This window comes from Rhizobium sp. ZPR4 (assembly GCF_040215725.1).
Lineage (GTDB): Bacteria > Pseudomonadota > Alphaproteobacteria > Rhizobiales > Rhizobiaceae > Rhizobium > Rhizobium rhizogenes_D.
Genome location: NZ_CP157967.1, coordinates 747,375 through 759,825, shown reverse-complemented (window position 1 = coordinate 759,825; position 12,451 = coordinate 747,375). Strand labels below are relative to the sequence as shown.

General features: G+C 59.2%; 10 protein-coding genes and 1 tRNA gene. 4 read left to right on the top strand and 7 right to left on the bottom strand.

Annotated elements, in window-relative coordinates:
- Nucleotides 1–15: 15 nt before the first annotated feature.
- Complete coding sequence (locus tag ABOK31_RS03705) at nt 16–2,067, top strand: lytic transglycosylase domain-containing protein (protein WP_349957811.1); 2,052 nt, start codon at nt 16–18, stop codon at nt 2,065–2,067.
- Nucleotides 2,068–2,195: 128 nt separating this feature from the next.
- Entirely contained in the window at nt 2,196–3,089 is an 894-nt protein-coding gene (locus ABOK31_RS03700) for an alpha/beta hydrolase (RefSeq protein ID WP_349957810.1), read from the top strand.
- A gap of 126 nt (nt 3,090–3,215) precedes the next feature.
- On the opposite strand, the gene ABOK31_RS03695 is transcribed toward ABOK31_RS03700, so the two are convergent.
- From ABOK31_RS03695 to ABOK31_RS03680, 4 genes are all read right to left on the bottom strand, one after another.
- Nucleotides 3,216–4,310, bottom strand: a complete 1,095-nt coding sequence (locus ABOK31_RS03695) for a porin (RefSeq protein ID WP_174174128.1) — start codon at nt 4,308–4,310, stop codon at nt 3,216–3,218.
- Between the two features lie 448 nt (nt 4,311–4,758).
- Nucleotides 4,759–5,820, bottom strand: coding sequence for a porin (locus ABOK31_RS03690; protein WP_349957809.1), 1,062 nt, complete (start codon nt 5,818–5,820; stop codon nt 4,759–4,761).
- Between the two features lie 542 nt (nt 5,821–6,362).
- Nucleotides 6,363–6,614, bottom strand: coding sequence for an Atu4866 domain-containing protein (locus ABOK31_RS03685; protein WP_349958845.1), 252 nt, complete (start codon nt 6,612–6,614; stop codon nt 6,363–6,365).
- 68 nt (nt 6,615–6,682) lie between these two features.
- Entirely contained in the window at nt 6,683–7,411 is a 729-nt protein-coding gene (locus tag ABOK31_RS03680; protein ID WP_174174125.1) for an SDR family oxidoreductase, read from the bottom strand.
- A 119-nt stretch (nt 7,412–7,530) separates the two neighbouring features.
- Between ABOK31_RS03680 and ABOK31_RS03675 the strand changes: the two genes are divergently transcribed.
- A complete protein-coding gene (locus ABOK31_RS03675; RefSeq protein ID WP_349957808.1) occupies nt 7,531–8,445 on the top strand; it encodes a LysR substrate-binding domain-containing protein in 915 nt (304 codons plus the stop codon).
- Between the two features lie 69 nt (nt 8,446–8,514).
- On the opposite strand, the gene ABOK31_RS03670 is transcribed toward ABOK31_RS03675, so the two are convergent.
- The 3 genes from ABOK31_RS03670 to ABOK31_RS03660 all read right to left on the bottom strand — a co-directional run bounded on the left by ABOK31_RS03670 (nt 8,515) and on the right by ABOK31_RS03660 (nt 11,212).
- Nucleotides 8,515–8,604: transfer RNA gene (locus ABOK31_RS03670), tRNA-Ser, on the bottom strand.
- Between the two features lie 129 nt (nt 8,605–8,733).
- Nucleotides 8,734–9,951, bottom strand: a complete 1,218-nt coding sequence (locus ABOK31_RS03665; protein WP_349957807.1) for an FAD-dependent oxidoreductase — start codon at nt 9,949–9,951, stop codon at nt 8,734–8,736.
- Between the two features lie 142 nt (nt 9,952–10,093).
- Entirely contained in the window at nt 10,094–11,212 is a 1,119-nt protein-coding gene (locus tag ABOK31_RS03660; RefSeq protein ID WP_349957806.1) for a Gfo/Idh/MocA family oxidoreductase, read from the bottom strand.
- A 233-nt stretch (nt 11,213–11,445) separates the two neighbouring features.
- Here ABOK31_RS03660 and ABOK31_RS03655 point away from each other — a divergent pair, with 233 nt between their 5' ends.
- Nucleotides 11,446–12,318: a MurR/RpiR family transcriptional regulator gene (locus tag ABOK31_RS03655; RefSeq protein WP_174174060.1), complete on the top strand. Its 873-nt coding sequence runs from the start codon at nt 11,446–11,448 to the stop codon at nt 12,316–12,318.
- The last annotated feature ends 133 nt before the right edge of the window (nt 12,319–12,451 follow it).

The window sequence follows — 12,451 nt, the reverse complement described above, 5'->3', positions numbered from 1 at the left end:
TTTGTGAGTAGCCGGATGAAGAGACCTGTCATGATCTGGACCGCCGTGGGCTTGGCGGTCGCCTGGGGCGCGGTTGCCTCGCAGCTTCCCGGCCAGCAGATACCGACGAGCGCCAACGCCTATGTCGCCATGGCGCCGGACCCCATGAGTACGGCCGCGATCCCGCGCAGCGGAGCGATCGCGCCTGTCAGCGGCGACCTGAAGGCAGGCCTTGACGCCCTCTCCAACAAGAACCCGATGCAGGCGCTTGCCATCCGCAACGGCATGGGCGAAGGCACGCTCGATCGCCATATCCTGACCTGGGCGATCGCGACTTCGGGCCAGCCGGGCATCCCCTCCGGCGAGATTGCCGCTGCCGCCCGCGAGCTTGTCGGCTGGCCGGGGCTCGGCAGCCTGCGCGCCAATTCCGAGCGGGCGCTCTATACAGAAAATCCGGCAACCGATCAGGTCCTGGCCGCCTTCGGCAACTCGCAGCCGGAGACCGTCGAGGGCAGCATCATCCTCTCTCGCGCGCTCATGGCGCGCGGCGCGTCGGCACAGGCCGGAAAGCTGATCCGCAAGATCTGGCGCGACGAGCCACTGGACAAGCCTCTGGAGGACAAGATCCTTGCAGAATTCCCCAGCCTGCTGTCGCCTGCCGATCACAAGGCGCGCATGGACTATCTGCTTTACCGCGACCGGACCGCACAGGCCAAACGCTTCGGCGATCTCGGCAAGGCGCAATCGCTCTACAAGGCCTGGGCGGCCGTCAATGATCGTTCGCCGAAAGCCGACGCGCTGATCGCAGGCGTCGACGCGCAATGGCGCAAGGATCCCGCCTATCTCTTCATGCGGATCGAAAACCTGCGTCGCCAGAACAAATATGACGACGCCGCCAATCTTCTGGCGCAAATGCCGCAAGACCGGAGCGTGCTTGTAAGCCCAGGTGCTTGGTGGAGCGAGCAGCGCATTGTTAGCCGCGGCCTGGTGGATCAGGGTGAATTCAAGGCCGCCTATCGTGTCGTCGACGCCAGCGTCGCGGAAAGTCCGCAGGATGTCGGCGAAGCCGAATTCCACGCAGGCTGGTACGCTCTGCGCGGTCTTCAGGATGGGGCGAATGCAGCGATCCATTTCCGCAAGATCCTGCAGGTGTCGAACGGGCCTATCTCGCAATCGCGCGGTTGGTATTGGCTCGGCCGCGCCGCCGAGGCAGGCGGATCGGGCAAGGCAGCGGATTTCTATGCGAAGGCCGCCTCCTATCCCAGCACCTTCTACGGCCAGCTTGCCGCCGAGAGGCTTGGCCGCAGCACCCTCAACGTCACCTATCCCTCGCCCTCAGCTACGGATCGCCAGCGCTTCCAGGGACGCGAGGCGGTACAGGCGATTTCGCGGCTCGAGGCCGCGGGGCACGGCTGGCGTGCGGACGCGCTCTATCGCGCCCTGGCGAAACAGCTGGAAAGCCCCGGCGAGGTTGCGATGCTGGCTGCCCGCGCCGAGCGCTCCGGCAACCACCAGCTTTCGCTGCAGATCGGCAAGATCGCCTATGGACGCGGCATCGATGTCGCGGCACTCGCCTTCCCGATCGGCGTCATTCCGGACAATGCCAATATTTCCGGCTCCGGCAAGGCGCTTGCCTATGCCATTGCCCGGCAGGAAAGCGCCTTCAATCCGGCCGCCGTTTCCTCCGCCAATGCCCGCGGCCTGCTACAGTTGCTGCCGAAGACGGCAAAGGCTGTTGCCGGTCGGCACGGCATGGTCTTTTCCGCCGACAAGCTGACGCAGGATGCCGGCTACAACGCCACGCTCGGCGCCCATTATCTCGGCGAGCAGATCGACACTTTCGGCGGCTCCTACATCCTGACCTTCATCGCCTACAACGCAGGGCCGAACAAGGTGCCGGAATGGATCAGCCGCTACGGCGATCCGCGCGGCAAATCGCTCGATGACGTCATCGACTGGATCGAACGCATCCCCTTCCCCGAGACCCGCAACTATGTCCAGCGCGTGATGGAAAACTATCAGGTCTACAAGGCACGCCTCGGGCAGAAGACCGATATCGTCCACGATCTGGTCACCGGCCGCGGCTAAGGGGCCTGTCACTATCGCAAGGCCGCCGCACAGCCTCGCGCGATATGCTTCCGGCAACAACCGTAGTTGTATAGGTCACGGAAATGACGTTACATCCCTCGTGATAGCCAAAGCACGAGGGATGGCGCATGCGCAGCGACGACGAAAGCGGTTTTCTTGCCAGAACGATCGCAGCGGAAGATGGCCTGAAGCTCCATGTGCGGGACTATGACGGCGATGAGACAACCACCAGGGACAGGATACCCCTCTTCTGCCTGCCCGGTCTGACGCGCAACTCGCGGGACTTTCATCAGCTCGCGCTGCTTCTATCGCAGGATTCCGAGAACCCGCGCAGGGTGATCACGCTCGATGCCCGTGGGCGCGGGGCATCCGAATGGGATGCGGACAAATCCCACTATAATCTCATCGTCGAAGCGCAGGATGTCCTGACCGTCTGCGCTGCCCTCGGTCTCCATCAGGCCATCTTCATCGGCACGTCGCGCGGCGGGCTGGTGCTGCATATGCTTGCGGCCAGCCGACCGGATATCCTCAAGGCCGTGATTCTCAACGATATCGGTCCGGTCCTCGAGAAGATTGGGTTGGCGGATATCCGCGATTATCTCAACCGGGACAAGAAACCCGCCAACTGGGACGAGGCAATCGAGATCCTTCGGGAAAACCATGGCAGCGCCTTTGGCGCGCTTGACGAAGACGACTGGCGGGATATGGCGCGGGCCATCTACGTCTTACGTGACGGCAAGCCGGTTGCCGATTACGATCCCGCCATCGCCGCACAAATGCGGACGCTCGATCTGGAGGCGCCGATTCCAGACCTGTGGACGCAATTCCAAGCGTTTCAAGATATCCCGCTGATGGTGATTCGCGGGGAGAATTCGAAGCTTCTGACACAGACAACAACAGACGAGATGGCAAACCGCCATCCGGAAATGGCCATCAAGATCGCGAGAGGGCAAGGACATGCCCCGATTTTACATTTGGGCGATATTCCGGATGCGATCCGGCACTTCACTTCGGGGTTTTGATAACAGGCGCCCGCGCACTGTTCGATATCGGCTCAAAACAAAAGGCCCGGTTGGGAGACCGGGCCTTTCCTCTTCCGATCGGAGGTCTGATCGGAAGATCTGTCGAACTCTTTTCGGCGAACCGAATTAGAAGCTGCGCTGGAAGCGCAGGATGCCAGCCCACTGATCCTGGTTCACAGAATCGAAGTTGGTGTAGGTAACTTCCGGCTCGATGAGGAAGCCCTTGACCGGCGTGAACTTCAGGTTCGTCGTGGCTTCGAAGATCTTCGAGTCGGTGTAGGCGAGCTGGAGGTTCCACTTCAGCTTTTCGTTGATCGGAACGCCAACGCCACCCCAGACAGCCCAGTCGCCCCAGCCGCAGAGATCGCCACGGCCAGCCGGGCAAGCAGATGCGTTCAGGTTCGAACCAGCGTACTGGTTCAGCTTCTTGCCGTCCGTGTTGTAGCCGCCCATCAAGAAGGCCGTCAGGAAGCCGAAGTCGGCATCGATACGAGCCTTGACAGCGCCTTCTTCGACGATCGAGTCGTAACCGCCGACAACCTTGAAGCCGAAGCCGCCAGCCTTGTAGCCGATACCGGCAACGGCGTTCGGAGCGTAGTGGTTAGCCTTGGACTGAACCCAAGCGCCACCGAAAGAAGACGAATCCGAACCGGAGTTGGAGTCTTCGAGCGAGACGACAGCCGTGAAGCCGTTGCCTGCGTCGTAGTTGTAGGTCAACTGGTTGAGTTCGTACGGGCCGTCATAGATCACGTCGTCGTTGATGACGTCGCCGGCGTAGCCGGTGTACAGGTTGTACTGCGAGTCCTGCTTACCAACCAGGAAACCGCCGAGGCTGATGTTAGCCCAGAGCAGCTTGGTGGTGGTGGCGTTGCCGTCGTTCCAGTCGAAACGATAGACGGTGTTGGTCTTCAGCGGACCGTATTCGGTGTCGGTCGCGGTGTCGACGCTCAGCTGAGCGCGGGTGTGCCAGTAGGTGCCGCGATCGCCGCCGGGACCCGGATTGTAGGCATTGTACCAGCCGCCTTCGGTACGGACCATGCCGCCGATCTTGAGGCAGGTTTCGGTGCCCGGGATGAAGAAGTAGCCAGCGCCATAGGCATCGCAGATGCGGACGTATTCCAGCGGCTCGGGCTCAGCAGCGACGATTGCGTCGGCCGCATGAGCACCGGATACTGCTGCCAGCGCAGCAGCGGAGCCGAGAAGAAGGCTCTTGATGTTCATAGTAACTCCAGTTCCAATATCGATTAGGTATGAGAATTCACGTCGAGAAAATCGACGTGCCCTACCCCACCCGGTTTTAAAGTTGACCCCTGATCTGGGAGAACCAAGACGCTAAGTCTCGCTTCCGATTTGGAACCTACAGATCGTTTTTTTCAGAGCAATATCAGAGATAAACTATGAACAATTGTGACGGCGGTTTCAAAAGGTGCGTTGCACAAAAATCACGTCGCAAAACCGTCACATTGGCGACATGTCGATAGCTGGAAACTACTTCAGATTACTTCGAGAATACATACAACCTACAGGTCGCCCACGCCGGAGAAGAATATAGAATACTCTCAAGGCTGCATTCTAATTTGTCGATATTCTCAAATAAAGAAAGCCCGGCCATTGGCCGGGCTTTCCATCACCGTAGTGAACAATCTCAACTGACCAAGGTCAGATTAGATTAGAAAGTGCGCTCGAAGCGGAGGATACCAGCCCACTGGTCCTGATTGATGGAGTCCCAGTTGGTGTAGGAGACTTCCGGCTCGATGAGCAGGTTCTTGACCGGGTTGAACTTGAGGTTCGTGGTCGCTGCGAAGATCTTCGAGTCGGTGTAGGCGAGCTGGAGGTTCCACTTCAGCTTTTCGTTGATCGGAACGCCAACGCCGCCCCAAACTGCCCAGTCACCCCAGCCGATACCAGCTGCATCGCCAGCGCCGTTCGAACCGGCATACTTGTTGAGCTTGTTGCCGTCGGTGTTCCAGCCGCCCATGACGAAGGCCGAGAAGACACCGAAGTCAGCATCGACGCGAGCCTTGATGGCGCCTTCTTCAACGATCGAGTCGTAACCGCCGACGACCTTGAAGCCCCATGCGCCGGACTTGAAGCCAGCACCGGCGACAACGTCAGGAGCGTAGTGGTTCGAGCTGTCTTCGCCGTTAGCGCCGGTAGCACCGGTGCCAGAGTTGCTGTCTTCAACCGAGATCACAGCCGTGAAGCCGTTGCCGGCGTCGTAGTTGTAGGTGATCTGGTTGAGTTCGTACGGGCCGTCATAGACCACGTCGTCGTTGATGACGTCGCCGGCATAACCGGTGAAGACGTTGAACTGCGAGTCTTCCTTACCAACGGTGAAGCCGCCGAGGCTGATGCTGGCGTGCAGCAGGTTGGTAGCGGTGGAGCCGCCGTCATTCCAGTCCCAACGCAGCTCGGTGTTGGTCTTCAGCGGGCCGTATTCGGTGTCGGTTGCCGTCTGCAGACGGAGCTCAGCACGGGTGTGCCAGAGCGTGCCCAAACGAGAGTTCGGGTTGTAGGCATCGTACCACTCACCTTCGGTACGAACCTTGCCGCCGATCTTGAGGCAGGTTTCGGTGCCCGGAATGAAGAAGTAGCCAGCACCGTATGCGTCGCAGATGCGAACATATTCCAACGGCTCCGGCTCAGCGGCGACGATAGCGTCAGCCGCGTGAGCACCGGAAACTGCCACAAGCGCGGCAGCGGAGCCCAGAAGAAGGCTCTTGATGTTCATATTGACCTCCAGTCAAAGTTTTATGTCGAGAATGAGAACTACCCGAAGGTATTCCCTGTCCCATCCTCGCGTTTCAAGAAGTGGACGATCAATCGCCCTCGCTTCCGAGAGTGAAAATACAAGACGTGCACTGTCACGCAATCGACATTTTCGCGGAAGGGGGGATTTGCGTAAGCCTTCCGCAATTCCTGTTGCCGAAAGGACACAAGTCAGCAACACGGCGGCCGCAATTATTTAGACTTCATTAAGAAATCCCTTAATCTACCGGCACTTACATGCGGCGCGAAAATGGTCGCAGCCGATCGCAAAAAGGCATCGAAATGGCCATTCCATGGCTAACAGGCGGATTTTGCTGGGTTTGGTAAGCTGTATATGACGCTTACCTCCGCGACCCACCCGGGATGAACGGCCGCTTGCGAGTTCGGCCCGCGTCCCAAAACGATGCAAGGACGCGGGTGATTCCTTAGATAGGGCCGATTCGACAGCGGCGAGCAGGCGTTGAGCAAGCGCAGCCGCCAACGACCAAATATCGCTCTACCCCTTCATTTCCTTGAATAGAGCACCATTCCGGCGTGATGAAGCACGCCATTGATGAAATCGCCATCGGCGGTGAAACCGGTATCGTCCCAATAGTCGATGTGATCGCCCGTCACCATGTAGCGCCCCTGATAGGCATGCTCACGGCTTCCCCGCGCTTCGACATATCGGCCGTTCGGCAGGAGTTCATGGCGGATATGATCATTAGCCGTTGTCCACATGCCGACGTAAGCGTGTATCGGTTTCTTCATTTCGATTCGATCCTCGGAAAGTGAGGGCGGCGCGCATACGACGCCGGCCGGAGTGAAAGCAAAGAGACCGCGAATCAATGTACCGCCCGCGTCGGGCGAACGACGATCTCATTGACATCGACATCATCGGGCTGCTCAACGGCGAAGCGTACCGCCCGACCGATAGCGTCGGGCGTCAGCGCAACGGCCCGATAGGACTTCATCGCCTCGGCCGCCACCGGGTCCGTGATCGTATCGGCCAGCTCACTCTCGACGACGCCCGGATGGATGCAGGTGACACGGATATCGCGGCATTCCTGCCGCAACCCATCTGAGATTGCCCGAACGGCATACTTGGTTGCGCAATAGACGGCGGCGGTCGGAGAGACTGCAAGCGCCCCAATCGAAGCGATATTGATGATGTGACCGGCGCCACGCGCCGTCATTTCCGGCAGAACGGCCGCAATGCCATGAAGCACGCCCTTGATATTGACGTCGACCATTCTGTCCCATTCCTCGACCTTCATCGAAGTCATCAGGGAAAGCGGCATGATGCCGGCATTGTTGACGATCACATCGACGCCGCCCCAGGCCAGACGTGCCGTCTCCGCAAAGGCAGCAACGTCAGCCCTATCGGTTACATCGAGCCGGCGGGTCATTACCGTGCCGCCCTTTTCCCGGATCTCGGCCGCCAATGCTTCCAATCTGTCGATGCGTCTTGCGCCGAGCATGACCCTTGCGCCGGTGGAGGCGAGTTCGCGGGCGATGCCTGCGCCGATGCCACTGGAGGCACCTGTGATGAGAATGACTTTATCGATAGGCATGCGATCACTCCTTGCTATGTGAACGGTTCTCTCCTGGAACCGGCTGCAAGGAGGATACAGAGCTTCATTGTCGTGATAAGACACCCATTCAGTGACAGCTTGGAAAGTAATAGTTACCAATGTGGCCTGATCTCAATGCTCTCACCGTCTTCATTCTCGTCGCCCAGGAGCGCAATTTTCGCGCCGCCGCCGACAGGCTGGGCGTCACCCGCTCGGCGGTCAGCCAGACAATCCGGCGATTGGAGGAAAGCATGGGCATCGCGCTGCTGCAGCGCACGACCCGCAGCGTCAGCCTGACGGAAGCCGGCGAACGGCTTTATGCGGACGTGGAGCCGGCGGTATCGGACATACGCACCGCGATGGAAAAGACGGACAGATTGCGGACGCGGCCCCGCGGACAGTTGCGGCTCGCAGTTTCCTCGATCGCGGAACGATTTCTCTCCGGCGACTTTCTCGCGGGCTTTGCGGCCGCCAACCCCGAGATCCAGCTCGATATCACCGTCACCGACGAGGAATTCGATATTGTATCGGAAGGCTATGACGCCGGCGTCCGGCTTGGCGAAGTCATCGAGCAGGACATGATTGCCGTACCCGTCGCCGGCGACGAGCGGCAATTGGCCGTATGTTCCCCGGCCTATCGAGACCGATTCGGCATTCCCATGCATCCGAAAGAGCTCTCCGTGCATCGATGCATAGGCTGGCGTCCCTCACCGAAGGCAGTTCCCTATCGCTGGGAGTTTACGGAAGAGGGCAAGGAATTCCGGGTGGAGGTCGCGCCGGAGGTGACGACGAATGACATGGGCGTGATGATCGAGCTGGCCGTCGCCGGAGCGGGAATCACATTCGGGATGGAAGAAAGCTTTCGCCCCTTCATCGACAGGAACGAGCTAATGCCGATCCTGGAGAAATATTGCCCCTATTTCCCGGGGTTCTACCTCTACTATCCCAATCGACGGAACATGGCTCCCAAGCTGCGCGCGCTCATAGCATATCTGAAGCGCTACGAAGGCTTTGCAGGCCGGAATTCCCGATAGAATCTTGCGTTGGGATTTGTCAGCTCCGAATTCACCTACCATCTGCAGATGAGGACAATTGAGCCAAAATGGCGGAGAAGATGGGATTCGAACCCACGATACCATTTCTGGTATACTCCCTTAGCAGGGGAGCGCCTTCGACCACTCGGCCACCTCTCCGGTGCGGCCCTGATAGGGCCATTCATTTATCGACGCAAGCGCTTTTTCGCCTTTGCGTACCTTCTTTCCATGATTCAGCAACAGGCGATTGCCGGCCGAAGCATGGTCAAGCCGACGAGAAGATTCATATCAGGCCAACAGCTGCTTCAAATCGGCAGCGGGATCGGCAAGGATCGCCCTGGATGGATTGGAGCCGGTTTCCAGGAGCTTTTTGCCCGTTACATAAGCCTTTGCGTCGTTGATGGCGTCGACGGCAACGAATCGGCCCTGCTTGAAATACCAGATGGAAGCCGCGCCCTCGCGGGCGCCTGGACGCAACAAGGTCTCGTCATAGCCGAGATTGAAACCGGCGATCTGCAGCTTTACGTCATATTGATCCGACCAGAACCACGGCTTCGGATCATAGGCTTTTTCGTTGCCGGCTATGATTCCTGCCGCGGCTTCCGCCTGGTCGACTGCGTTCTGCACGGATTCGAGCCGGATGCGGCCGCCCTCCCATGGCAATTCCACGCAATCGCCCATGGCGAAGATGGACGGATCGGAGGTGCGGGCAAACGAATCGACGGTGATGCCGTTGCCGACCTCAAGGCCTGCTTCCTTGGCAAGCCTGTCATTCGGAGCAACGCCAATGCCGACGACGACGAAATCGACATCGATGGTCGAGCCGTCGGAAAGCTCGGCAGCGGCGACATGGCCGTTGCGGCCGATGAGCTGCTTCAGCCCCGTCTTCTCGCGAATGACGACATCATGCTTTTGATGAATAGCCCTGAAAATATCGGCCGTTTCCTTGGCCGCCACACGCTGCAATATCCGGTCGCCCATCTCGATGAGCGTGACCTCAAGGCCGCGATGGCGCGCGACGGCAGCAGCCTCGAGCCCGATATAGCCGCCACCGATGATGAGCACCCGGCGCCCCGGACGCATCTCGCCGGCCAGAAGATCGGCATCGCGCTTGTCTCGTGCGAGATAAACCCCTTCGAGCGCGCCGCCAACGGAGGGCGGGAGGCGGCGCGGCGTCGAGCCGGTCGCCAGCGCCAGCGTCTCATAGTCCAGTCTCGATCCATCCTGCATGACGATCTGCTTTGCGCCGCGGTCGATCTGCTCGACCCAGGTGGACACGCGGATCTCGACATTATTGTCCGAGTACCAATGTTCCGGGCGAAACAGCAGGCGATCGAAAGTCATTTCGCCGAGCAGATACTTCTTGGTCAGAGGCGGTCGTTGATAGGGAAGGCTCTCCTCGGCACCGACGATGGTGATCGGCCGCGAATCACCCAGCCCGCGCAACTTGGCCGCAAGCGCGAAACCCGCCTGCCCGGCCCCGACAATGACCAATCTGCCCGTCACGATCCGTACTCCATTGTTATTATGGCGATCCTTCCGCGTGCGCGGAAGGCTGCCTATGGACTTCAGGGGTAACGCCTGCATCCGCAAGCGTCAATCATGGCTGACCCTGCGCCCCGGATCGGGAGAAAATTAGGCCAAACGCTTAGCTTGATATTTCGACCCAGCGGCGCTCGTGGAAGGATTGTGCCATGGCGTGCACCGATTTTTCGATGCGCAGGCCGTCTTTGAAAGCCACGACTGACGCAGATTCGCCGGATATGGCACGGATCAGCTCGCGGCACTCGATGATCTTCAGATCGTTGAAGCCGAGGCCGTGGCCGGGCGCCGGGATGAAGCGGTCATATGGCTTGTGGGCGGGTGCGGCCAGCACCTTGCGGAAGCCTTGTTCGCTCTCCCTGCCCTCGGCCTGATAGAGTTCGAACTCGTTCATGCGCTCCTGGTCATAGGAGATCGAGCCCTTGGAGCCGAAGATCTGCAGGGCGATTCGCCCCTTGCGACCCCAGGCCGAGCGATTGGCCATCAGCACGGCGGAAATGCCGCCGCCAAGCCGCATCAGCACATTGGCGAGATCGTGGTTCTCGACGGCGCGACTGCCGCCATCCTTCAACGGACGCTCGGTATAGGGCTTCACCATATCGGTGATGACGGCCTCTACATGACCGAACAGGAACCAGAGCAGCGAAAGCGGATGCACGGCAAAGTCATCGAGAGCTCCGTAGCCGGAGGCAAGCTCGCTCTTCCAGTAGAAAAGGCCATTCGGATCGGCCATGAAATCCTCGTCCATCTCTACGCGGACGTGATTGACGGCGCCGATCGCACCCTCCGCTATCAGCGCCTTGATGTGCCGCATCACCGGGTTCTGGATATAATTGTAGCCGAGGATGGCAATCTTGCCGGAGGCCTTAGCCGCAGTCAGCATGCGCTCTGCATCGCCATAAGCAGGCGCCATCGGCTTCTCGCACCAGACATGCTTGCCCGCTTCAAGAGCTGCGATCGCCATTTCCGGGTGGAACTGATTGGGGGTCGTGACGGAGACGACGTCGACCTCGGGATCTGCGATAAGCGCGCGCCAGTCAGCCGTTGCCTTTTCGAAGCCGAACTCGTCGCCGCGTGCCTTTGCCAGATCGGCATTGGCTTCGGCCAGATGCACCAGGCGGGGCCGCGCGACATCGCCGAATACGGTCTTGACCGCATTCCATGCCAGCGCATGGCATTTGCCCATATAACCAGTGCCGATCAATCCAACGCCCAACGGCTTCATTTGCCCTTCCTCCTCAAATCCGCTCCCGAAGTTGCGTGATTTTTGGAATATTTAGACCGTTTTGACAAGCGCGCTCAGGGCATTGACATCCCTCCCGCGGGCAATAATCCATATTTATATGTTTAAAATCATAATCTTAAAATTATTCGTGCCGAACGATTCAAAATCCGGTATCGTTGGAAATATGGAATATTTGTTTCATTGCGGGTGTTGGGGGAGCTGAAGGACGGCGCATGGACAACAATATCGAGACGCAAACCAAAGTACCACGCGACTTCGAAAGTCTGCGCAGCACCATCATAGAGCGCAAGAATGCCATGCCGAAGCGTCTGGCCCAGGTTGCCGCCTTCGCGCTCGGTAATCCCGATGAGATCGCCTTCGGCACGACGGCCAGCATTGCCGCTGCCGCCGAGGTACAGCCTTCGACGCTGGTGCGCCTTGCCCATCACCTCGGCTATGAAGGCTTCTCCGATCTGCAGAGCATCTTCCGTGAGCGGCTCCGTGATCGCACGCTGAGTTATGAGGAACGGCTGGTGACGCTTGAACGCTCCGGCGTCGAGAATGAGGAGGCCAGTATTCTCTCAGGCTTCCTCTCCGCGGCGAGCCAATCCGTCAACAAGCTTGCAGCAACCATTGAGACCGACACGTTTGCCAAGGCCGTCGACGTGCTTGCCGCCGCCGAGACGATCTACCTCATCGCCAAGCGCCGCTCCTATCCGCTGACGGCGCATATGAGCTACGCCTTTTCCAAGCTGAATATCCGCCATCAGATCGTCGCCTCGCCAAACGGCATCGACGGCGAGATCACCCGCTTCGCGACAGAGAAGGACGCAGCGATCGCCGCGAGCTTTTCACCTTATGCCGCCGATAGCCTGGCGCAGGCGCAGGATCTCGCCTCGCGCAACGTGCCGGTCATCGCCATTACCGATTCGGCCTTCTCTCCGCTCACCGCTTGCGCGGACCACTGGTTTGAAGTCGCGGAGGCAGACTTTGCCGGTTTCCGTTCACTATCGGCTTCAATGGCGCTCATCATGGCCTTTCCGGTCGCCATCGCCGAGCGCCGGCGAAAAGCTGCAATAAAAGCAGATAAAACGAAAATGGAATAAACATTCCGAATTGACAAAATCTCGGAACCAATGTTTCACTATAGCCAGGATCACGGCCGCGGGAGATGGTCGTCCGATCCATAGCAATCGGGACGAAACGAACACCGGCACTTTCAATAACGCATGATCTCGG